16 protein-coding genes are annotated in these 24,699 nt (G+C 36.7%); 3 read left to right on the top strand and 13 right to left on the bottom strand.

The window, feature by feature from the left end; all coding sequences use genetic code 11:
- Nucleotides 1-104: 104 nt before the first annotated feature.
- On the bottom strand, nt 105-1,256 hold the full coding sequence (locus tag ABC255_RS14555; RefSeq protein ID WP_412994507.1) for a glycosyltransferase family 4 protein: 1,152 nt from the start codon (nt 1,254-1,256) through the stop codon (nt 105-107).
- A 201-nt stretch (nt 1,257-1,457) separates the two neighbouring features.
- Here ABC255_RS14555 and ABC255_RS14550 point away from each other — a divergent pair, with 201 nt between their 5' ends.
- Nucleotides 1,458-2,318, top strand: coding sequence for a formate/nitrite transporter family protein (locus ABC255_RS14550; protein WP_412994505.1), 861 nt, complete (start codon nt 1,458-1,460; stop codon nt 2,316-2,318).
- A gap of 38 nt (nt 2,319-2,356) precedes the next feature.
- Here the strand turns inward: ABC255_RS14550 and ABC255_RS14545 are convergent, their stop codons facing one another.
- Genes ABC255_RS14545 through ABC255_RS14510 form a run of 8 tightly spaced genes read right to left on the bottom strand, consistent with a single transcriptional unit; the run spans nt 2,357 to nt 10,832 of the window.
- Nucleotides 2,357-3,814, bottom strand: coding sequence for a CoA-acylating methylmalonate-semialdehyde dehydrogenase (locus tag ABC255_RS14545; protein WP_412994504.1), 1,458 nt, complete (start codon nt 3,812-3,814; stop codon nt 2,357-2,359).
- A gap of 29 nt (nt 3,815-3,843) precedes the next feature.
- Nucleotides 3,844-4,854 (bottom strand): 5-dehydro-2-deoxygluconokinase, encoded by a 1,011-nt coding sequence (iolC, locus tag ABC255_RS14540; protein WP_412994503.1) that lies wholly within the window; start codon nt 4,852-4,854, stop codon nt 3,844-3,846.
- A gap of 46 nt (nt 4,855-4,900) precedes the next feature.
- Nucleotides 4,901-5,707, bottom strand: coding sequence for a 5-deoxy-glucuronate isomerase (gene iolB, locus ABC255_RS14535; RefSeq protein WP_412994501.1), 807 nt, complete (start codon nt 5,705-5,707; stop codon nt 4,901-4,903).
- A gap of 22 nt (nt 5,708-5,729) precedes the next feature.
- Entirely contained in the window at nt 5,730-6,551 is an 822-nt protein-coding gene (locus tag ABC255_RS14530; RefSeq protein WP_412994499.1) for a carbohydrate ABC transporter permease, read from the bottom strand.
- Nucleotide 6,552: 1 nt separating this feature from the next.
- Nucleotides 6,553-7,452: a carbohydrate ABC transporter permease gene (locus ABC255_RS14525; RefSeq protein WP_412994498.1), complete on the bottom strand. Its 900-nt coding sequence runs from the start codon at nt 7,450-7,452 to the stop codon at nt 6,553-6,555.
- Between the two features lie 54 nt (nt 7,453-7,506).
- Complete coding sequence (locus tag ABC255_RS14520; RefSeq protein ID WP_412994496.1) at nt 7,507-8,820, bottom strand: ABC transporter substrate-binding protein; 1,314 nt, start codon at nt 8,818-8,820, stop codon at nt 7,507-7,509.
- Between the two features lie 19 nt (nt 8,821-8,839).
- On the bottom strand, nt 8,840-10,012 hold the full coding sequence (locus ABC255_RS14515; protein WP_412994494.1) for a diphosphate--fructose-6-phosphate 1-phosphotransferase: 1,173 nt from the start codon (nt 10,010-10,012) through the stop codon (nt 8,840-8,842).
- 19 nt (nt 10,013-10,031) lie between these two features.
- Complete coding sequence (locus tag ABC255_RS14510; RefSeq protein WP_412994493.1) at nt 10,032-10,832, bottom strand: DeoR/GlpR family DNA-binding transcription regulator; 801 nt, start codon at nt 10,830-10,832, stop codon at nt 10,032-10,034.
- Between the two features lie 188 nt (nt 10,833-11,020).
- Here ABC255_RS14510 and tkt point away from each other — a divergent pair, with 188 nt between their 5' ends.
- The gene (gene tkt / locus ABC255_RS14505) at nt 11,021-13,039 is read left to right on the top strand and encodes a transketolase (protein ID WP_412994492.1); all 2,019 of its coding nucleotides are present in this window, start codon (nt 11,021-11,023) and stop codon (nt 13,037-13,039) included.
- Nucleotides 13,036-13,911, top strand: a complete 876-nt coding sequence (gene fba / locus ABC255_RS14500) for a class II fructose-1,6-bisphosphate aldolase (protein ID WP_412994490.1) — start codon at nt 13,036-13,038, stop codon at nt 13,909-13,911. Before tkt ends, fba begins: the two co-directional genes overlap by 4 nt.
- Before the next feature lie 262 nt (nt 13,912-14,173).
- On the opposite strand, the gene ABC255_RS14495 is transcribed toward fba, so the two are convergent.
- The 4 genes from ABC255_RS14495 to ABC255_RS14480 all read right to left on the bottom strand — a co-directional run bounded on the left by ABC255_RS14495 (nt 14,174) and on the right by ABC255_RS14480 (nt 24,699).
- Entirely contained in the window at nt 14,174-15,124 is a 951-nt protein-coding gene (locus ABC255_RS14495; RefSeq protein WP_412994488.1) for a ribose-phosphate diphosphokinase, read from the bottom strand.
- A gap of 190 nt (nt 15,125-15,314) precedes the next feature.
- Nucleotides 15,315-18,983 (bottom strand): hypothetical protein, encoded by a 3,669-nt coding sequence (locus ABC255_RS14490; protein WP_412994487.1) that lies wholly within the window; start codon nt 18,981-18,983, stop codon nt 15,315-15,317.
- A 161-nt stretch (nt 18,984-19,144) separates the two neighbouring features.
- Nucleotides 19,145-21,313, bottom strand: a complete 2,169-nt coding sequence (locus ABC255_RS14485) for a hypothetical protein (RefSeq protein WP_412994486.1) — start codon at nt 21,311-21,313, stop codon at nt 19,145-19,147.
- 26 nt (nt 21,314-21,339) lie between these two features.
- Nucleotides 21,340-24,699: a tubulin-like doman-containing protein gene (locus ABC255_RS14480; protein ID WP_412994485.1), complete on the bottom strand. Its 3,360-nt coding sequence runs from the start codon at nt 24,697-24,699 to the stop codon at nt 21,340-21,342.

Below are 24,699 nucleotides of genomic sequence, written 5' to 3'. Positions count from 1 at the left end.
TGTAATACCAACTCGATGTTTCTTGGTTTTATTATATTAATAAAAAAGTTTACTTTAAAAGCATAATTAAGCCACAGACCAACACTGCCTGTGACTTTGTTTCTTCATATTATCTCTTCTATCAAATTCCGGTAAAGCTTTAACAGTCTTTCAACAGTATGCTGCCAGGTAAAATAGTTTCTTACCCGTAAAACACTTTCCTTGCCCATTTGCTCTAGCTTTCCGGGGTTTGAAAGTAAGTCGGGAATGTGTTTGATCAATTCTTCACTCACATTAGAAGGGTCTATTAATAAGCCTGTTTTTCCATGATCAATGATTTCAGGCATACCCCCGGATTTTGTTGCAATGACAGGAATACCCGTTGACATAGCTTCTAGATTTACAAGTCCAAAAGCTTCATTTTGCGCGGAAGGAACCAATAGTAAATCTGAAACTTGAAACAATTCGTGGATTTTATCATTCGGTATAAAAGAAGTAAAAACAACGTGGTCCTTTACACTTTCAGCGAGATTTCTTAAATGTTCAGAATATACCTTGTGTTCTCTTGGGCTACCTGCAATTATCAACCGAATAGTAGGGTCAGCTTTAATAAGCTCCGGCATAACTTCTAAAATATAATGAACCCCTTTAATTTCAACCAATCTACCTACATAAAGCAGAACTTTATTATTGGAAACACCTAGTTCTTGTTTTATGATCTCTAATGGTGCGGTACTGTCTAGCTGCCATTTGGGTTTAAATTGATCCGTATTGACTCCTAAATAATTAACAAATATTTTATTTGTATTACAATTAGTTTTTTCTATTAAATGATTTCTTAAAAAACGGCTATTTACAACGATTGCATTAGCCTGATCTAAATAATATGGCAGCATTTCATCTTTCATGTATGGGGGAGAGATAAATGTCACTGAATGCAGGCTAAGGATAATTTTAACATTTGGTATTGCCTGACGAATGTATTTTACAAATCTAGGGCGGTTCTCAATTTGAATAATATCGGGCTTATCCTGTTGCAGCTGCTCAACTATTTTTTTTATATATGTTTTGGTATTAAAGTGATACCGATAATACGTTAAATTCCCTTGTCTTTCGATAAAGGATTGGTTTTTAGTTTTCTTTCCAAATATGTTCACATCTACATATTTCTGAAGAAGATTGGATGTATTTTGTACAACTAACTCAACAGAACTAGATTTATTACCAGGAATCGGATAAACGCCTGGAGTAATGATAGCTATTTTAAGCCTCGACACCTCATTTGCACTCCTTTCTGAAACCCTTATTATACTAACTTACGCACCGAGGATAGAAAGGTGTGGACAAGTCTTCAATTATTTTTAAAGTTAATGAAATGTTCACAGCTTATTATGCCTTATTGCGTTAAAATAAAGTCGAAATTAATAATATGTGATGTACTTCACAATTAGAGTAATAAGAAAGAAGGAAAAATAGTCATGTCATTTTACAAGCCCGATCAAATACTAGAAATTTCAATTAAAAATGGAATTAAAAAGACTAGTTATCCATTATTAACAACAATTTTATTAGGTTTCCAGGCGGGTGCTTTTATTTCATTAGGATTCCTGCTCTATATACGTGTTACTGCTCCCTTATCCGAAGGTTTATCTGGACTTAGCGCAATTTTAGGTGCCTCTGTCTTTCCGATTGGGCTCATCCTTACATTAATAGCAGGCGGAGAACTTCTCACAGGAAATATGATGGTCGTTCCATTAGCACAATTCGCAAATAAAATTAACACTAAGCAAGTTGTGAAAAACTGGTTTCTCATCACAGTAAGTAATTTTCTAGGTGCGATTTTCGTTGCTTACTTTTTTGGACATATTGTAGGATTAACAGAAACAGGCGTCTATTTGGATAGCACTGTTCATATTGCTGAACATAAGGTAGATGCTACCTTTCTTCAAGCTTTTGTCTCAGGTATCGGGTGCAACTGGCTTGTGGCTGCAGCAGTGTGGTTATCATATGGAAGTGAAGATATGATGGGCAAAATCGCTGGGATTTGGTTCCCAACCATGGCTTTTGTAGCGATCGGTTTCCAACACGTTGTGGCCAACATGTTTGTCATACCAGCAGCGATTTTTGCTGGACATCTCACATGGATGGATTATTTAGGTAACTTTATTCCGGTTTTCTTAGGAAATGCCGTTGGCGGAGCACTCTTTATTGGAATGGCGTATTGGTTTGCATATAAAAAGAATGAATACACTGTAATCGAAGGAACTAAAAAGACTGGAATCTTTGACAAAAAAATACGAATTAAACCAGACAGCCTGCAACAACATAAAAAAAGCTGAAACGATTTCGTTCCAGCTTTTTCATATTTCTACAAAGACTACCACCGTGCAGTCAACATTTTCTTTCTAGTATAAAACTCTACACCATCTGTCCCATTTGCATGAAGATCCCCGTAAAAAGAATCTTTCCATCCTGAAAATGGAAAAAACGCCATAGGTGCTGGCACACCCATGTTAACACCTAACATTCCTGAATCAATCGTTTCCCGAAATTGTCGAACGCTTCCCCCATCTTTCGTATAAATGCAGGCACCATTTGCGAATCTAGATTTATTGGCAATTTCAATGGCTTCGATTAATGATTTTACACGGATAACCGATAAAACAGGAGCAAAAATTTCATCCTCCCATATTTTCATTTCTTCTGTAACCTCATCAAAGATCGTAGGACCTACAAAGAAGCCTTCGCCATTTACTGCACCATCTTCCCTGCCGTCACGAACAAGCTGAGCTCCTTCTTGAACACCTGTAGAAATATAATTTAACGTACGCTCTTTATGACCTTCACGAATTACAGGTCCCAAAAATACATCTTTTGCTAGACCATTACCTATTACTATATTGTCTGCAGCATCTTTTAATTTTTTCACGAATACATCTGCCACTTCCTCTTGAACGGTCACTACCGATGCAGCCATACATCTTTCTCCTGCTGAACCAAAAGCTGCAGAAGTGATTTGCGTAACGGCAAGATCAAGATCGGCATCATTTAAAACAATGGAATGGTTCTTTGCACCCGCTAAAGCTTGAACACGTTTTAAATTTCCTGTTCCTTTTTTATAAACATATTCAGCAACAGGCTGCGAACCAACAAATGAAATTGCTTTGATTTGTTTTTCCTCTAGTAATCCATTTACAACATCATGTGCCCCATGCACAATATTCAGTACTCCCTTTGGTAATCCCGCCTCTTCAAACAACTCAGCAAGGCGATTTGCTAATAGTGGAGTTCGTTCCGATGGCTTTAATATAAAGGTATTACCACATGCGATTGCAAGTGGGAACATCCAGCATGGTACCATCATAGGGAAATTAAATGGAGTGATTCCGCCCACAATCCCTATTGGATATCGATACATTCCAGACTCAATGTCTGTTGCAATATTTGGAAGTTGTTTTCCCATCATTAGAGTAGGTGCCCCTGCCGCAAATTCAACACACTCGATTCCACGCAAAACTTCTCCATGGGCCTCATTGTAACTTTTCCCATTTTCAATGGTAATTAATTTTGCAAGTTCATCCCAGTGATCGACCAGGATTTGTTGGTATTTAAAAAGAATTCTTGCTCGTTTTGGTACAGGAACTTGAGACCAACTTAGAAATGCTTCTTGAGCAGATTTTACAGCCATTATCACATCTTCATTTGTGGATAGTGGAACGTTCGCAATGATTTCTCCTGTTGCTGGATTATAGACAGGCTCTGTCTTAGTCGTTGATGCCTCTATCCATACACCATTTATATAATTTTGTACAACTTTGACTGTTGTCTGTGTCATGAATAAATTTCTCCCTATTAAGATTATTTTTAGTTTGCAGTCGCTAATACTTCGTCTGCTGTATCCATAAAACCTTGTATTTCTTCTAAAGTTGGCATAGCTTCGGAACAACTGTGCTTGGAAATAACAATTGAAGCAGCAGCACTTCCTAGCCTCATAGACTCTAAAACATTGAATCTATTCATTAATCCGTAAATAAAGGCAGATGCATAGGAATCACCTGCGCCAAATGTTTTTAGTACATTGGTCTTGAAAATTCCACATTGGAATTGATCACCATCTTTTGTATAGGCGATAGAACCTCCACCGCCATGTTTGATCACAACGAGTTTTGCATAGTATGAAAACCACCTTTGTGCTGTAGCTAGATTATCGGAATCGCCAAAATTCCTGATTTTTTCAATCATATCAAACTCCTCACGAGTTCCGATTATGACATCACACTTTTCTGCAGCTAAATGATAATAGATGGCAGTATCCGTTTCGGATTCCCATGTGTAAGGTCGATAGTCAAGATCAAATATAACCACTACATCATGTTTTCTAGCATACTCTAAAGCTAAAAATACGGCTTCTCTAGAGGGGCTCTTGGCTAATGCGGTACCTGAAACTAATAACGTCTTACATTGCTTAATATATTCCTCGGAAACTTCTCGAGGATCAAGTTTTAAGTCTGCAACATTATCACGGTACATTAAAATGCTGCACTCAGTAGGGCTTTTAATCTCAGTAAAAGCTAGACCTGTTACGGCACCTGTTTTATCTGTAAAAATATTATCAGCTTGAATATTATTTTCTTTTAAATACTGAAGGATAAAACGTCCCATTTGATCGTCAGATACCTTTCCAATAAAACCAGCCTTCATTCCAAGACGCGAAACCCCAATGGCTATATTCGCTGGGGAACCACCAACATATTTTGTAAATGTTTTCGTCTCTTCCATCGGTCGTTGTGTTTCATTCGCATTCAGGTCAATACATAAACGACCAATCGCGATTAAATCCAATGGACGATCTTGTTTAAAAACTAGTGAATCCATACACTCTACCTCCACTTATTAAATCTTTCAATTGCACCATTTTCTATTATTTATTAAATAGCCATTCAAGGTCTTTATCGTTATGGAATCTCCACAAGCGCTTAGGACCGGCCATAACATTTAGATAATATAGTTCATGTCCTGGGCTTGCAGCTACAGGATGATATCCCTTTGGCACGACAACTACATCTCCATCTTTAATGGCAAGAGCTTCATCTATGCTTTGATCGTCGGTATATACCCTTTGAAATGCAAAACCCTTATCTGGTTTCATCCGATGATAGTAAGTTTCTTCGAGCAAGGACTCTTCAGGTAAATTTAATACATCATGTTTGTGTGGGGGATAACTGGACCAATTTCCTTCAGGAGTAAATACCTCCACTACTAGGAGGCTATCTGCCTCCTTATCTTCGGGAAGGATATTATGAACATATCTTTTCATATTTCCCTTTCCCCTTTCAATCACTCCTACATCCGCAGGTTCAATTAACCTCGTTGGATAGCTTCCTTCTGTAGGTGAGGAACAAAATGCAATTTCGACCACTTCAGTTAGGGCTGCCATTTCACAAAAATCATTTTTTGTCACATAAACAGCATATGGGGGGATTTTTTCGAAAATATCCAATCGATTGCCGATTTCATCAAATGTCAGATCCTTCGTATTAATTTTCACCTTTCCGCTTAAGATTACAGCACAAATTTCATTTTCCTTGGCTTCCCTCTTAATCTTTTCACCTTTTTGAATTTTACATGCCTCAAAACCAACAAACTGTAGACCAGATTCCTCAGGCATCACTCGAACAAGCGATGGTAATTCTGTTTTAATAGATTTATATATAAACTTTTTTGGCATACAAACCCTCCTTCTAATTAATTTACTTAACACTCCCTGCAGTAAGTCCTTGAAGAAAATATTTTTGAACAAACAAAAAGACAATAATGAGTGGCGCGCTTGCCATAAAAGATAAGGCCATTAAGGCGTTCCATTCTGTTGTAAACTCACCAATTAACATTCCAATTCCAATCGTTAGTGGTCTAACCTCAATAGAATTGGTTAGAATGACGGCAAATAAAAATTCATTCCAAGCTAATATAAAAGTATAGACACCAGTAGCAATTAATCCTGGCAGACATGGGGGTAATATAATATAAAAAAATGATTTTAGTGGACCACATCCATCTATTTTCGCTGCCTCATCTAATTCTTTCGGAATGGTATTTATAAAATCTCTCATCATCATGATAGAAAATGGTAGTGCAAATGAAGTGTATGCCAAAATTAAGGCAAAATAGGTATTATATAAACCCACTCGTGTAATGAACAAAAAGTAGGGGATAACCAAAAGAACCATAGGAAACATCTGAGTTAATAGAATGTAAATTAAAGCTGACCTTTTTCCTTTGAAATCAAACCGTGAGAACCCATAACCCGCCATCGCAGCAGCAATGATACAAATAAACGTTACCGATAAAGCAATAATATAACTATTAACGAATAATTGAATTAAATCCCTGTTCTCAAAAACCGTTCTAAATGCATCTAAAGTAAATGTTGGGGGTAATAATTTTAAAGGAGAAGCAAATACTTCTGGATTTGTTCGGAATGCAATGCTAACCATCCAAAAAATTGGAATCATCGCAATACTACCAAGTACGATTAATGATAAATAAACGCCAAATTTGTTTTTCCTAAACAATTTATTCCCCCTCCTTCTTAATTGAAGATTTCAAATAGAAAAAGGATAACGCAACCATAATCAGTAGCATAACGATAGCTGTTGCAGAAGCATATCCAAAATCTAATGTTCTAAATGCATGATGATAAATATATGTAGACAGGACTTCTGTGCTATTCATTGGTCCCCCACCGGTCATAAGAAAAACCAAATCAAATGATCTGAAATTCCAAATAAACTCTAATACTACTAAAGTAAAAATAATATTTTTAAGTTGCGGGATCGTAATATAGAATAATTTCTTAAAAAATCCAGCACCATCAATATCAGCAGCTTCATATAAATCATTTGAAATGGTTTGTAACCCAGCTAATAGCATTAACATCATAAAAGGAAAACCTCTCCATATATTCGCGACAATTACAGCTAGTAGGGCTGTATTTTCATTTCCTAACCACGCTGTCTGGGAGAGTTCAGTTAACCCTAAGCTACTTAGAAATTTATTTACTAAACCAAAAGGATTGAATAGCAGCATGAAAATGGCGGCCACAACCGTCGATGACGTTAACCAAGGAAACATTAATACAGACCGAAAAATAGCCCTAAATTTTGTGTTGATTTGTTGATTTAAAAGTAATGCAAAAATTAAACCAATAGAGAGGCCAAAGAAAACACTAACAATTGTGAAAACGACCGTGTTCCCCAATGCATTCCAAAATAGGGGATCGACAATAAAATCTGAGTAGTTTTTAAGGCCTGCAAATATTGGGTTTGCCTTGTCGGTATAATCATAAAAGCTCATTAAAATAACCTGATATAAAGGATATGCCGTTAACAAAAGCAGTAAAGTAATTGCTGGTAGGATAAATGAAACTTTTCTAAAATACTCTACAAGATCATTCCTCGCATGGTTATTGTTCATTGTGTTCCTCCATAATGTCAGAGGCTCAAAATAAGCCTCTGACATTTTATTCATTTATTTATTTTTTTCAAAAGCGTCATTCCAGTAAGCTGCTGCATCATCTAGTGCTTCCTGTGCAGTCTTCTTACCAGTAATAAAGTTTTGGATTTCAATGGTGAATTGCTTTCTCAAATCAACAGCATTTGGTAAATAATGATCGATTACTTCTACACGATCAAAGGTTTCTAATTCCTCAACAAATACTTTCAAATATGGATCCTCTTTAAAGAACGGATCATTCATAGTGTCTTTGTTATAAGGGAAGAAACCTGTAGCTTTATCCCATAATAATTGTCCTTCAGCACTACTCATGAATTCAATAAACTTCCATGCAGCGTCTTTATTCTTACCCTTCGCACTTAGTGCTAAAACAGAACCTTGGGCGATTGTACCCGTTTTTTCACCTTTTGGTAAAGGTACAACACCGAAATCTAAGTCAGGATTTAAACCTTTCTGAATGTTTACACCCCATGGACCCTCAAACATGAAAGCAACATTTCCAGAAGAGAAATTTGCTCTTTTTTCCTTTTCCCCTGCACTTAATTCCCCTGGAGTGGACACCTTATTTGTTACTATTAAATCCTTCAAATAGTTTAAGGCTTTAACACCTTCTGGAGAATTAAATACTGCTTTGCCGTTATCTAATATCTTTCCACCTGCCTGTAAAATAAAGGGCATAACCTCATAGCTTATGACAGTTGGAGGTTCCGCTGCTAGATTCCCTGTTAATGCGTATCGATTTTTGCTTGGATCTGTTAGTTTAATAGAGGCCTCCATAAATTCGTCCCATGTAGTAGGAACTTCTACACCTGCTTCTTCAAGCAGCTTTTTATTATAGAACAATGCGATATTTCCATTTGTAACAGGAATCCCATAAAGTTTTCCTTTATATGGAAGCACCATTGGCCCTTCGTTTGCTTTTTTTATGTCTTCTGGTAATGAAGCAAATCGCTCATCAATTGGTTCAATAATACCTGCATCAGCAAATTCAGTTAACCATGCTCCGGATGCCGTGATAATATCTGGTGGATTACCAGCCAAATCTAAAGACAAAATTTTATCATGTTCTTGTGCGAAAGGAAGATCGTCAATGATTAATTCAATATCTGGGTTTTTTGCCTCAAATGCTTTTTTAACTTCATTGATTTTATCTGGTCCTTGCTCATTTACCCAATGCTGAAGCCAATGAATTTGTGTTTTTCCATCCTTTGTTTTAGATCCACTATCATTATTATTTTCCTCTGATGTATTGGCTGTTGAAGGTGGTCCACATGCTGCTAACAATAACAATAAAATTGTAAATAATGTGATCAACTTGAATTTTTTCATCTAAATAAAATCCTCCATCCTAATTTAAACTTTCAGTAGTTAAATAATCCGATTCCAAATTAATCTCTCTTTCTAACAATGGCTTTAAATAGTTTCTAAATTTATCTGTCGGCATAAAATTGGAATAATCCCAAAAGTCGGAGGGTAACACCCTTTCCTTTCCAGAAATTTCAGACAAATCAACACAAGTTAAGTTATATTCATATAGGGCACTTGAAGACCTTTCAATCCCAATCATCTTCCCGCTTTCCCCTCTTAAAGCAACTCTTATTGCCTCCCTTCCAATTATTTCAGCTTCATGTAAATCCTGATGTGAAACCAAGCACATAGAACTTCTATATAATTTGTTTGGGATTGTAATACTTGTTTTAATCTCAAATCGCTGCTGGATTTCTTGGGCTAGTCGATAACTTATGCCCCCGTTGTACTTTTGTCTTGGGTTATGGGTGGTAATATCAGAATTAAAAGATGCTAGTTTCATATGATCTGGTACCATTATTAAAATATTTGTATTTTCTTTCAATACCGATTCAACATCTGATAATATTTCATCGATTGAGGTTTCTCTCTCAGGTAAATAAACTAATTGAGGAAAGTCATTCCTGTGCTTTTTTCTTACAGCACTTGCCCCAATCAACCAGCCTGCGTTCCCTCCCATTACTTCCATAATCTCAATTTGTGGAGGAAAAGAATTCGATCGCATATCTGCTTCTATTTGATTTAATGATTGGATTAAGAATTTTGCTGCGCTTAAATAACCTGGAGTGTGGTCAGTACCACAAATGTCGTTATCTACGGTTTTAGGAATAAAAATACAATTAATTCCTAAATTTCGTGATTTACATATCTCATGAACTTTATTTGCAGTTCTTGAAGAGCCATTTCCACCAATGTAACAAAAAACATCAATAGAAAGTTCCAGTAATTTATCTACAATTCTTTCGAAATCTAGATCTGTAAGTTCAAACCTTGACGCACCTAAAATCGCTCCAGGCTGTTCTTTTGCTTTTTTTAAGAGTTCAACTTTATCATTTAATAGGATAATGTTATTTTTTAATAGACCTTCTAGTCCATCTACAGAAGCATAGACGTTTTTTATCTCATCAACGATTAGTGATTGGTCAAGGACACCAAATAGGGTGGAATTAATAACGGGTGTGGGACCGCCAGATTGTGCGACAAAAATATTCATATTTCACCTTCCGTCGATATTATGCAATGATAACATTCATCAATTTTTCCAGTTCATTTTGATTTTCCGGTTGGAGATTATCGTCCGTAATAATCGTGTGTGATGAATCAAAAGGAGAAATATGAAAAGAACTTATTTTCCCAACCTTTGATGAATCAACAAGCCAATAAACTTCTTTTGCTGATTTAAGCAATTGTTTTTTCACATCTGCTTCTAAAATGTCGTTACAGGTAAATCCATGTGTGTAGGACAAACCTGTAGCGGCAATAAATAGCTTATCTACATAAATAGAAGAAATCATTTGCTCCATCATAGAACTGACCATTGTTGTCGTTTTAGATCTGAACACACCTCCCAATACTATTTTAGTAATGTTTTCCCTATCTTCTAATACTTCTGCAATATTCATTGCTGTAATGAAGGCTGTAATCGTTAAATTAGGATTAATACTCTTCGCAAACTCGTATAAAGTAGACCCAGCATCAATCAGGATACTATCACCACTTTTCAGCGAAGAAGAAGCTTTTAAGGCTATCTGTCTTTTTTCTTTTAAATTCGTTTTGCTTTGTTTATGAAAACGATTGTTTAAGAAGTCTTTCGAAATGTTTCCAATACTTTCTTTGGTACCGCTTTCATTTTCCTCCCATACAGCTCCTCCTCTTACCTTTTTAATATTAGGAGTAATTTCTTCAAGATACTCTACATCCTTTCTGGCAGTCACAACTGAAATATCTAACAATTCAGCTATTTCATTTATACTAACCATTTTTTTCTCTTCAATAAACTTCATGAGGCTATCTATTCTTTTAGTTGTTATCATACCCTTCACACTTTCTTGTTTTTAGAATTTTCTTAATTTTCCTTAATTTTATTTTACTATCTTTAATTTGTAAAGAATAATTTTCTATTTTTTACTTTTACTTTCTATTTTTTTCTTTTTTGTTGTAATCGCTTACCATTTGTAATATTATAAATATTAAGTAAATTCTAACAATTAGGAGGACTTATATGAGTTATTCATTTATCGATGAATTATCTATTACAAACATCCGAATGCTGGCAATCGATGCGGTTGAGAACGCCAATTCAGGACATCCCGGAATGCCAATGGGTGCTGCACCAATGGCTTATGTTTTATGGACAAAAATCATGAATTACAATCCAAAGAATCCAAAATGGATAAATCGTGATCGTTTTGTACTTTCTGCTGGACACGGCTCCATGCTGCTGTATAGTCTTCTACATTTAAGCAACATGAATTTATCTATAGAAGATTTAAAACGGTTTAGAAGGTTGAAAAGCAAAACACCTGGTCATCCAGAATATGGTCATACCGCCGGTGTGGAAGCCACTACAGGTCCATTAGGGCAAGGCCTTTCAATGGCAGTAGGAATGGCAATTGGCGAGAGATATATGTCCACAAAATTTAATAAGGATCCATTCGAGTTAATCAATCATTATACTTACGCGATCTGTGGAGATGGCGACTTAATGGAAGGTGTTGCACAAGAGGCATCCTCTTTAGCTGGTCATCTAAAATTAGGGAAATTAATTGTTCTATATGATTCAAATGATATCTCATTAGATGGCAGTACAAGCCTTTCTTTCACAGAAAATGTGGAAGAAAAATATAAGAGCATGGGGTGGGAAGTACTTACAGTTGAAGATGGAAACGATGTACATGCTATTGAAGGAGCATTAGTTGAAGCAAAGAAAGACGAAACTAAACCTTCCCTAATTGTTGTAAAAACTATGATTGGTTATGGAAGTCCAAATAAAGGCGGAAAATCCGCAAGTCATGGATCCCCTCTTGGTACAAATGAAATTGAATTAGTAAAGGAGAACTATCAATGGAATCATGAACCGTTTTTCGTGGATAGCAGAGTAAGGAACCATTTTGAAGACTATATCAATAACAATGAACAAAAGGAAAGAAAATGGAAAGCAGTATTTCAGGATTATCAACACCATTTTCCAGAGGAGTCAAACCTATTAAAGAACGTTCTTTCACAGCCAATTGAAATAGAAAAGTCCATCCTACCAATTTTTGAAGAAAATACCTACATTTCAACAAGAGAAGCCTCTGAAAAAGTACTAAATGCCTTTGCTCAATCTAACATAAGCCTTATAGGTGGTTCAGCAGATTTATCCTCTTCTAATAAAACCTATTTATTTGATCAAGGCGACTTTAGTCCTGTTAATTATGGTGGACAAAATTTACACTTCGGAGTACGAGAGTTCGCAATGGGCTCGATCTTAAATGGTCTATCCTTATATGGCGGATTAAAACCATATGGTGCCACCTTTTTAGTATTTTCAGATTATATGAGACCTGCTATTAGGATGTCTGCATTAATGAATCAACCAGTTACCTATATCTATTCACATGATAGTATCCATTACGGTGAAGATGGTCCTACACATCAGCCCATTGAGCATATCCCAGCATTAAGATTAATTCCCAATTTATTGGTGTTCAGGCCAGCAGATGCGAACGAAACGGTTGAAGTATACAAAACAGCCTTTTCACAGACCAATCGCCCTTCTGCCATTATTCTTTCTAGACAAGATTTACCTGTCATTACCAATCCTGTAAATCTCTATCAAAACGTAAAGAGGGGTGGTTATGTTTATAAATTTGAATCAAAGAAAGAAATCGATGCCATAATTATTGCGACGGGCTCAGAAGTATATCTCGCTGATAAAGTACGTAATATCCTTTCAAATGAGGGCTATTCGATTCGAATTGTAAGTATGCCTTCACTAGAATTATTCAATGAACAAGATCAAGAATATAAGGAAAGTATCCTACCTTCTGAAGTTCTTCATCGAGTTATTCTTGAACTAGCCGCTCCATACGGATGGGACTCGGTTAAAGGTGAAAAAGGTATAAATATTGGAATTGAAACCTTTGCAGCTTCTGCACCTGGAGATGATTTAGTAGAAGAATTCGGTTTTACAGAGGAAGTCCTTTCACAAAAAATAAAGATTTATCTTAATAAAAATATAAGGGAGTTGTCCAAATGACACTTTTACCAATGACTGATATGCTTTTAAAAGCTAAAAAGGAAAAATATGCAGTACCACAGTTTAATATAATCAACATGGAATTTACCCAGGCAATTGTGGAGGTTTCCACTGAGGAAAATTCACCTGTCATTTTAGGTGTTGGTGAACCAACCATAAAATATATGGGAATGGATTATGTTATGGCCATAGCCGAGGCAGCTGCGAAAAATAGTTCTATCCCTATTTCCTTACATTTAGATCATGGCAGTAGTTTTGAGGTTGTCATGCAGTGTATCAGAGCTGGATTTTCCTCCGTTATGATTGATGGATCTAAATATTCATTTGATGAAAATATATCTCTTACAAAAAAGGTTGTGGAATCTGCACATTCTGTTGGGGTTTCAGTGGAAGCCGAATTAGGTACGATTGGTGGAACAGAAGACAATCTACATGTTCATGAAAAGGATGTCATATTGCCAAGTTCTGATGAAGCAATCGAATTTTGGAATAACACAAGGGTTGATGCCCTTGCCGTTGCAGTAGGTACAGCACACGGAATGTATAAGATTGAACCAAACATAAGGTTTGATGTCATTTCAGACATTTCAAATTCGATTCCAGTCCCTTTAGTTCTTCATGGGGGTTCAGGTGTTCCAGACCAAGATATTAAAAGAGCGATAGAATGTGGCATATCAAAAATAAATGTTAATACAGAAAATCAAGTCGCTTTTTCAAATGCAGTACGAAAAATAATTAATAGCCATGATGATATTCAAGACTCTAGATTATTCTTAAGACAAGGAAGAGAAGCTGTAAAAGAAATGGTAAGATCCAAAATACGATTATTTAATTCTATTAATAAAAATAATTCTTCCCTTCTTAATATTTAATCTATATAAAAAATCTATGTCTAAAAAACATAGATTTTTTTTGCCGTTCTTCAGTTTTATTGATCAAAATATCACTTGGTTTGAAAAGCTAAAATAAAATATTTTCAATATATTAATTACTAAACGCAGGGCAATGTTCTGGAAACCTCGCGTTGATGGAAAAAGCCGCGATTATCGCAGCTCTACTTGTTTTACCATTAATTCATTCCAATTGCCTGAATGTGGTCCCAGTATCTCTTCCTATGTTAATCGAGAAGAAATTTTATTCAAACAACGGACTTACAGCTCTTTCATTATGAATTCGGTCTATAGCATCTGCCAGTAATGGGGCTACAGACAGCATCGTAATTTTATCAATTCTCTTTTCTTCCGTCTGCTCAATCGTGTTCGTGATCACTAATTCTTGAATCGCTGATGATTCGATTTTTTGAACAGCGGATTGTGAGAGAACTGCATGTGTACAGCAAGCATAAACTGCCTTTGCCCCATACTCTACTAAAGCATTGGCTGCTAAGGCTTGCGTTGTGGCTGTATTAATTAAGTCATCACAAATAATGGCATTTTTCCCTTCAACATTCCCAATAATCTCAAGAATTTCGGAAACATTAGGTTCAGGACGTCGTCGATCAATGAGGGCGATCGGGGCATTTAAGTACTTGGCCATTTTCCTCGCTCTCCCGACAGCACCGTTATGTGGTGCGACAACAACTACATCCTCAAGTCCCTTTTTCTCAAAATACTGTGCTAGAATCGGAATTCCAAATAAATGATCCACTGGAATATCAAAAAATCCCTGTACCTGCGGTGAATGAAAATCCATCGTCAGCACCCTGGTAGCGCCTGATTTTTCAAGGAGGTTCGCAATTAATTTAGCTGTAATCGGCTCACGGGATCTAGCTTTTCGATCCTGACGTGCATAGCTGTAGTAAGGAATAACCACATTGATCATTTTCGCTGAAGCTCTTTTTAGAGCGTCAATCATAATCAATAGCTCCATGATATGGTCATTATTCGGGTGTGAAGTGGATTGAACAACATATACGTCGGAGCCACGCACACTTTCTTCTATATTTACCTGAATCTCTCCATCACTAAATTGAGTGACAGAGCTCTTCCCAACCTCACAACCTAAATGCTTAGCCATTTCCTTTGCCAAGCTTTGATTAGAATTTAGTGCAAACAATTTTATACCTTTTTTCAATTCATACGACACTTTATGTCCTCCATGCTTTGTTTATTTACAAATCCTTAACGTCTCATTTACCTATTTTACATGAAATGCAGTCATTAGAACAATATTTCATTTAGGGAACCTTAAAACTTAAAGTAGCTTTACAATCTTTTTTCTGCACAAAAAAATAGCTTAGTGTGATATCTTTTACACTAAGCTATTTCTTATTTGATTACAACCCAACTTCATCAGGTACATACAAGTCAAATGGAGTAGCGTTGTATGGGAGAATGGATAATTTCTCTTCGATGAGTCGGTAACCTCTGCCATAGGGATCTTGTCTGTTTTCAAGTTGTTCTTTTAGCATGTTGGCGTACGGTACTTCTCCCATTTGGGTCATCAAGTGTACTTCTACCCATGAGGCAAATCCCTCAAGTTCTACCGTTTGCAGCTGATCCACTTGTAAATTCTCATATTGCCAAATATGGGTTAATTCATGCGCTAAGGTGGAAAGTGTATGGGTTCTCGGTGACCCATTTTCAACTAGAACCTTGAGTTTACCATCATCATCCATACTGGCTTTCCCGGTTAATCGTGGATTACCAGCCTCAGGAATAAAGGGTAAACCGCTCATTTTGTGAATTTCTGCTGCACTTAACACGAATAGCGAGATATCTTCAGGTAAGTTTACTAAATATACATCTTTAAAAAATTGGCGAACTTCTCTATAAAGTGGCTCTACTCGTAATACATGGTCAATGGCCGACTCATTACAAGTAAAGCACCTTTGTCTGCCATCATTGAGTTGAATGACTTGCGCTGCAGAAACCGTTCTGCCACAGAACACGCATTGAGTTTCAATGCTGCTGATATTTACGACTTCTTCTTCTATCATTCGTCCATGATATCCTGTTCGAACTTCCCTTAGTTTTTTCCTCGTTAACAACGAATCTAATATCGAAAAGGCTTCGCATAAGACCAATTCCTTGGGGAAGTGGTCGTAACCAAAATAGAGATAATCACTATTTCCATTACTTTCATTTAATAACCAAAAAAGATAGTCGTTTAACATATCAAAGATTTTTTCCCAATTATGACTAATCGCTTCTAACATGCCAAGATGCATTGGAGAATCCTCAATAATAAATAGCGTAATCTGCCCCTCTTCCTCAGCGACATCATCTACATGGATGGAAGGAGTAATCCATTTTAAATTGTTTGACTGTGAATCTGACTGGTCAAAGAATAATTCCCCCAACCTAGCACAAACCTTCACAAAATGGTGTGTATCCGGGAATAAGGATACAAACAACTCATTCAATAAGAGAGAGAGAGTAAATTTGATGTTTGCGGCATTTTCAAACTTCCCCTCTTTGGAATGTATCTCAAAGCATAAAAGATGACCGTTTTCATAATTCCTTGTGATCTCTTCATCTTGATGATAAGAATGCAACTTCATCGATTTTAAGTTTAACATTTCACTCATTTCCACATATCCGCTTGTTTTAACACTTATATCCGCCTGTACCGCTCCCAAACAGACCTCAAACTGTTCCAAGAGAATAGTATTCCTCTTGAAATTGCGTTGTTCTGCCATCTTGCTTATTTTAAATTCCGTAATAGGACGGTAGTATTTCTGCTCAAAAATGTGTTCAAAGGTGACTTCCACGATTCCACGCTCAACATCCACTTTTTGGATTTTATATTGTTCGCCATTAAATGAATGGTATTGGCCAGGCAGGTATTGTTGATATAGGTGTCCTTCAAGAATCTCAGAAAGACACTTGTCGTTATGCTTAATCTGAAAGAAATGGAACCCCTTTGGCAGGATCTTTTCTTTAGCCGAATATGGGATTCTGTATCGTGTTTTCTTCACAAAGTCTTTCTTGGACCGGTCAAAGGTTACTAGTTCTTCTGATTCAATCGTAAAACGGTATGCTAATTTAGGACCAAAGGCGTTTGAGAACAACTCGTGAACACCCTCGACAACCGAGCGATAAGAGCTAATTTTTGCTCTTGTTAAATAGCTCTCTACTTCCTCTTTCATTATATAAAAATTAACTAATCGCTCTAATAGGGTATAAGCAATGCTCCAAAGTGATTGAGATAAGCGTGGAGCTAAAGGTGCAATGGTCCGATTCGTACTCATATAGAAATCCAACTGATCTGCTAAGTAATCTCGAAGTAAATAAGGAGGGCTGACGATGTGTACGAAAGAAGCCACTTTGCCGGTTCCTTTCCACAAATTTAAACGCCTCACTAAATTGTAGTGATCATCGCGAATGAGAAGAAGTGTAAAATCATCAACCGGAATCGTAAGGTTACTATCCTGGACCTGAATCATTTTTACCATGTGATCCAATGTTTCTAAATCAAACCCAAGATCAAATAACGCCTTCTTCATATCAATCATTTCGTGGATACTTTCTTTAACATTAGTGTTGCACTGGTTGATGAAGTGTACAGGTTCAATATTCGCCTTTAAAGCTAGTATGGATAAGACTACTTCAGCTTCTACTTGACGATGCGAAATTTTTGGCAGGATCTTTTGTTGAAACCAAATTTCACCTTCATTTTTCCAAACCATATAGTGTAAATTTTGACTTGTGTTGGACGATGAAACGATATCTCTAGGCTCACATTGCAGGAGTGAACGTACGGTATGTTCTAATCCTTCATACCATTCTGTTAATATGATGTACTGTGGTTTTTTCCCAATTAGCTCTCTAACATTTAGATTAAAAGTATGAATTATGGTGGAATAGGTTGGAATCAGCTTCTCAGCATGGAACAACAATATTCCTTCCAACAGTTTTGTTTTTTCCAACTGACGTAAGTAGTGCAAAAATCGTTTCTCCTTCAACGTATCGGGAGAAACAATCAATACATCTGAATTCATGTTTTGTTCAAGTGCATCTAAAAAGGTACTAACCTTCCATATCTGGTCCACCCCTGACACTTCTTTAATTCCCTTTGACACCCATTCTACCGCATCCTCTGCTGCACCTTGGCTATGTGCAATGATCAATATCTTCTTATTTTTGGCCAGCAAGTGATACAAAGCCGGAAAGAAATAGGAAGAAAAATCGTTATAATTGACATCTTCAATCACGACATCATGTTCTTGAATGATTTCTGACATCATCGTTGTATAGCTTTCATCGATAATGATATTCTTTTTCTTTAATTCCTCACAAATCGAATCAATAATCAATTGATGTTCCAGTTCTGGCGAGATATTCACATAGGAAAAATGATCTTTACGATGATGAAAATGTTCATCTTTTCTCACAATCCCAGAAGCCAGCAGTCGGTCTTCCCATAATTCCTTGTATTGATTAAATAATTCCTCATAGGTTGTTAGTCTTCTAGAGACGGCATCACTACCAGTAATAAAACCTTCACTATAGGGTACCTTTTCACCATTTAAAAACCAAGCAATCTCCATTAATAGAATAAAAGAAATAATTGGATATGCCGGCAAATACTGATTGATCGAAAGTTCATATACATTGGCAATTATAATAAGCACCAGAATAAGTAGTGGAAAAATCGCTGCAATCTTAAAAAAAGCAGATAGATAGGTCCACTCCTTTTTCAAATAGATCCTTCCTCGGCTTTTAAAATAAACAAGCGAAACGGTGCCCTTCTCCGAGAGCTTCGTTTTCGATTTTTCCACAAGTTCTTTCGGATAGAGAATAGACGAAGCCTTATTTACTATTTTCACAAATGGTTTAAAGATGCGATTATTTCCAAGATTCTTAGAAGGCAAACTTCCTGCGAATTTCCAACACCATTTTACAGTCAATACCGAGAACAAAATCGTTATATTTATCAACAGTTGGATATTCGACAAAAGAGATGGCATTCTTTCATTAAGAAATTCTTGGTATATACCCATAAGCCACTTATCCAAAAGAAGCCAGGATAAACAAATAAATAATGTCACTAGTGGAAGGTAAAGTTGTTTATATCGTTGATCCTGAGGAAAATTTGCCGTATAGAGAAGAGTGATACTAAGACATAAAACAAGGAAACTTCCTAACATTTCAAGGTATAAGTTCATAGTTTATACACCTTATCTTCTTGGATTCGAATTTGCTCAAGTTCTTTAATATAGGCTGATTGGTATTGTTCGATAGCACTACCGAGATACACTTCAATTCCATGTCCGTTTGACCCCTGTACCCCTAGCTGTTGAAACGGAGAATAGATTGGATTCTCGATGATATTTTTTTCAAACTTAATACCTGGTACCCGTATTTCTTGTTTAGAAGAAAATGATTCTTTATTAATCTGAAGGATATGAAGCAATCGATTTGACATCTGTACAAATTCGTCTAATTTAATTAGGTGGTAGCGGTAAAGAAGATTCTGCTTCTTCTTTTCTTCACCGATTACAGATAATTTTTCTTGATATTTACGTAACGAGAATAGCTTGAATAAATGGTTTAAATAGTCATTATAGCGGTGCTGGGCATCGACTTGCATTTGATAAATATTCTCGGTATATTCATAGGTTTTTTCTTGATATTTCGATATGTGTTGATGGGATATTTGTCTGGTAAAATAATACCCACTATACGTAACAAGAAGGGTGATAACCAAACCAATACCATAAAAATAGGCTGTTACCTTAGTAGATTCATTTGAACCCGAAATTTGCAGAAAAGGAATGAATAGGATCATAAAAATCAGGAAACTCATCATCAGTAACTGATGCTGGTTTGGAAGTAGCTGCAGGAGAAAATGCATTTGGTTTTTAGCTTGCGTCACAAAATTTTTCCATTTTGAAAGCGTTTCAGATGTCCCAGGAGCAGAATGGATGACATCCCTTTCCACTACACTAATTTTTTGGAGGATGTCCTGTTTATAGTCATTAATCTCGATCAATTCTTCCTCTTCCAAAAAGTCATTTCTTCTTTTTACAACATGCAATTTTTTTATCGCTTCTCTAGAATTTTTTAGCAATTCATTTTCGCGATCAAAGAGAATGGTTTCAACTTTATAAAGCTGATCCTGCCATTGGTCAAAGAATTGATAGTTCAGTTTAGTGTTCTTCATTAGTGGCTGATTAACATCTCTTCTCTTTTCAATACTTGCTGCTGTATAAGGCGAAAAATCATCGTCTCGAAATCGATTGGTATGAAACTGGTTTTGGAGCAATAATTGATCCTCTAATTGCCTTTTCGCCTTTAACAAGCTCATAAAATAATGATTGACTAATGTTTCCAGCCTCTCCATTTCTAACGAAATTTGTATCACACTGGTACTTCCCTTTTCCAACCTTTCAATTAGTTTTGGATGGTGGCTAATCGTGAGAATAAAATAGGTGAGTTCCAAATAACCTTTCATTCTTTCACGATGAGAACTTTGAACGATTTCCTGACGAATAAGGCGAATATCACCGATTTCGCTTTGGATACCAACATGGTACTTCAAACTGCTTGATAGCTCTCCTGATGGAGTAAAATTTGTTAATGACGGGGTTAATGGTAGCGTGCGTATTTGCTTAATCTTTTTCTCAAAATCTTCCATGATGATATCTAATTGATCCTTGGTCAACCATTCATCATGACTCGGCTTCTCTCCACGTAACAACAAATAATCTTTCTTTTTGTCTATCTTTTTAGCTAAGCAGGTTGTGACCCGCTCGCATTTCATTTCCAATGCCTCCATAAATTCTGCACCGGGTTGATCTAGGATTATATCTTGAAGCTGAATGGGTTCTCCCCATTCTTCATCGAGCTGTTTAATTTCCTCCTCGATAAAGGCATTACCGAGTATAGGCCACCCAGGACTTTTCATCAGATAGCCAAAATGGTCAAGTTCCCAATACCGTTTTAACCCTTCTTCTATTGGCGCATAATTAGAAGTTCTCTTGATTTTGTCAATTAAATGTAAAATACTTTGAGTTGGATAGAATCCCTTGTCCTTTAAAGGTTCAAGCAGGTCTCTTCTTATTTCCGAGAGATGCGTTGTGAGTCGTAGCCTTCTATTTAGCTCATCATCTAAATTCAATAGAATAATCAACTGCCAATCCTTTATTCGGTGACGGTCAAGATGTTCAATCATTCGATCGACTAATGATAAAAAAAGAGGATTAGAGGCCGGGGCCTCCTCCTCCCAGTAAAAGGTTAATTCATTACAACTCTGCAGCTTGTAAAAGAATGGCTCAATCAAATTCCAATCCTCATACTTTTTTCCAAAATGAATCACGATTGAGTGCATCAAAGATCACTCCTTTTTTTAACAAGCTATACTAAAACTCGTTCTTGATTTAGTGAGTTCAGTTTATTATTAATATCATTCAACCACTTGTGGTACTCCTCTGAATCCTGAGCTGTTCTTTGTCTGACCTCAGATTCCTTCCAAAGTTGGTAAATTAAATTTGCCGCTCCCCGTTTTGCCGACTCCGTTCTCTTTACTTTTTTAAAGTACTCACAAATCTCTGTTAACAGACATTGTCGCAGGCGGTCGGCCCGCTCGGTTAAGGAAGGATTGGAAATAAATTCTTGGTCATAAGCCAACACTAAATCTAAGATATTACCAATTCCATCTTTTCTAACTTTCGAAATTTCGACGGCTCCCCTAATAAAATCATGTTCATGAATATCTCGGTTATTTCTGATTTGGGTTTCTTGTATTTCTTGGAATCTTTCTAAAATTTCATCATAGATAACAGGATTATGAGGCAATGCTTCATGAAGGTTGAAAGTATCTTCCTCCACCTTTTCACCAAATTTGAGTAATAATTTTGTGCCTTGATTTCCACTATATTGATAGACTCTCTTCCCATCAGAGTTGACTAACTGAAGCCAGCCATAGATCACTCCAAGCAATAGCGCACGGTCCGTCCGATTGGTTTCAAGCTCAGCGCGTTCCGGGTTTAAGTCTGGCATATACGCAGGGAGATGCCAATTTCGGTCCAAATGCGGGGTTATCGTTCGATTTTCATCCTCATTTAGCTTACTCACTAACCGATGATAGGCCTCATAATATACACCTGGAGGCTTTCCATTTTTTCCAGAGGAAAATTTGGTAAAATCACTGACAGATAATCCATAATGGGCACGATAACAAACGATTTCATTTCGCTTAAAGGCATCATCCACAATTTGTTTTTCGTTGAATAACTCATTTTGCAGCTGCTCCGAGAGCAGGTTAAAACTTTCCGTATGGAGTCCCCAGTATTTCAAACTTCGATACTCATTTGTAATCGGAACATAAGGTTGCGCCAGTTCTTCTATAGCCTTCATTCTTTTATAAAGATACTCATCTGGGTCCAGCCCTAAACGAGCGGCTTCTATTTTGATTGCTTGGGTAATCGTTAAATCTAATTTATCATAATGCTTACTCGCCAATTCCATCCGGCAAAATTTTAAAACATTCTCTCTAAAAAACACTTCAACCTTGGTTTCTTTATAAAACTCCTCTGCCCCTCGATTGTTTTTGCGTTCGATAAACCGGTTATAGAGACTTTGATAAATCTTCTGAGAGATACTATCCGGCAAGAAACCATGATCAACCGATTGACGTATCCGCTCCCACGTTTGCTCCAGCATTTCCTTGTTGGCTAGAACATACCTTTTCGTCGGATCACTCACTCCATCAAACTTCCTTGCTAATTGATTTATTTCCATCAAGAGCGTTTCTCTTGTTTCAATTAAATGATCAAAGAATCTTTGCCAATCCTCGATCATTTCCCTGATAGATTGATTAAGAGCAGAAAAGACTAGTTCTAACAACATGGAATTTTTATAGCGATTAAGAGTACTCAGCTGATGAGACGCCTTTTCCGTATACTCATCAATAAAATCTTTAAATTGATTTCGAAACACACTGGAAACAAAGCCCTGTTTTAACGCTTTATCCACACGCCTGACCGCATCATCTACATCACCGTCATTACGGTCTAAATCATATATATCTTGATAACGATCAATCTGTTCTTTAAATCTGCGATTCTCTTCTTTTAAATGGGCAATCTTCTTAATCAATTTATTATGAATACTGTAGAGCAGATATCGCACCCCAACAGGATGAATAGGTGCATCTTTTTTCAAAATCCAAGTATTAAGCTGGAACCTGCTGCCATTCGCGCCATTGGGCGAATGATAATCCGCATCAATAATCTGGTAAACAATGAAATGACTGTATTCATTAATTTTCTTGTTAATTTCTTTGGCATAGTCTTCTAGGGAGGATTCCATTCGATTAATTTCTTGTTTCGCTCGATCTTTTATTTTCAGTTTTCCTCCATCAAGTACACAATGATCTTCATAATCCTCTTTTAATTCCACATCATCTTTAAGCACTTTTTTTGCATATTCCTCTACCTCAGATAAAAATATATCGGCTTTTGAAGCGCCTTTTTTACCCTTATCTTCGATTTCATGTACTTGGTAATCAAGCTGACGAAAAAAAGGGTTTGGTTTTTCTTGGTCATTCACAATTTGCTCAAAATACTTAACATAAAGCTCTCTTATTTTTGGTTTTTCTTTATGAATCCCGTTTCTTAAGTCATCGTCATGCCGTTTATTTTCATCATTAAATAACTTATCTAAGCGGAGCCAAGAGTCATCTAATCCACTAACAGACCATTTTAGTGCACAATAGTCAACAATCTCTTCATATGGATACGTTAAGGATGCAACACCAGCACCGCAGTACCGTGCCTGGCCGTTTGATTCTACCAAACTTCTTATTTGGTTATCTTCCTGTGAAAAGCTTCTTGCTGAAATCGGGCTAAAGAGTTGGAGATAAACAGATCGTGCCACCTGGTCTATATACTCAGAGACGTTTGTTAAATGCTGCCCTTTTGTGTTTTCATAATCAAATAGAAAGCAAAAATCATATGGGAGATGTTTATCTGTAATCGCATGTGCTGTTCTTCCCTCTAAATCAATTTGATTCGGTCGGTACTCGAGCTCAATCGTCACATTTTGTTTATGATTACCCGAAGCGCTCAAGCTTATGGCATTCAATTCTTTTAAGCTGGCGTACCCATTCCCTTGGACCGCTTCCCACTCCGTTTGGTCAACCGTATTACTTCTTACTAATATATCCGGTAGTAAAAAAACGCCGCGAATCAGTACACTTTCCGAGTTTAGCTTTCTCTCCAGCATTTCACGAAGATAAAGAGCGATTTGCAGAAAAATCCCTGAACCAGTGCCGCCAACTAAGGAACTAATAATAATCACTCGAACATTATACGCCTGGGCATGGCTGTCGACAGGAAAAATTCGTTCAATTCCATCCCACATCGCATTTAATTTCCCTTGTGACATCGCTGACCGAAAAGCAAGTCTCGATACTGCACGAACTTGACCAGCGCCATCTGTCATCGTTTTCCGCTTAATTTGGGGATTATTCGGAAACCATTTTAATACCTCTGGATTACCCTGTAGGTATTCATTTACCGAATGGCTGGTGCTGGTTTGTGTAGCGCTGTTTCTTAGGTGCTCTAATTTAGAAATGCTATTGGCATCAGTATCAAACGCATGGATAGCAACTCTTCCCCGCTGCTCGGGGGGCACACGGCCATATACCATATTGGCAATATTACTCCCTATTCCGCCTAGACCGATTAATATTGTTGGAACATTAAAGCTCAT

The organism is Neobacillus canaveralius, from assembly GCF_047237705.1.
Classification (GTDB): Bacteria; Bacillota; Bacilli; order Bacillales; family Cytobacillaceae; genus Neobacillus; species Neobacillus niacini_K.
Note: the sequence above shows the minus strand (reverse complement) of the source record. Positions and strands in the feature narration are given on the sequence as shown.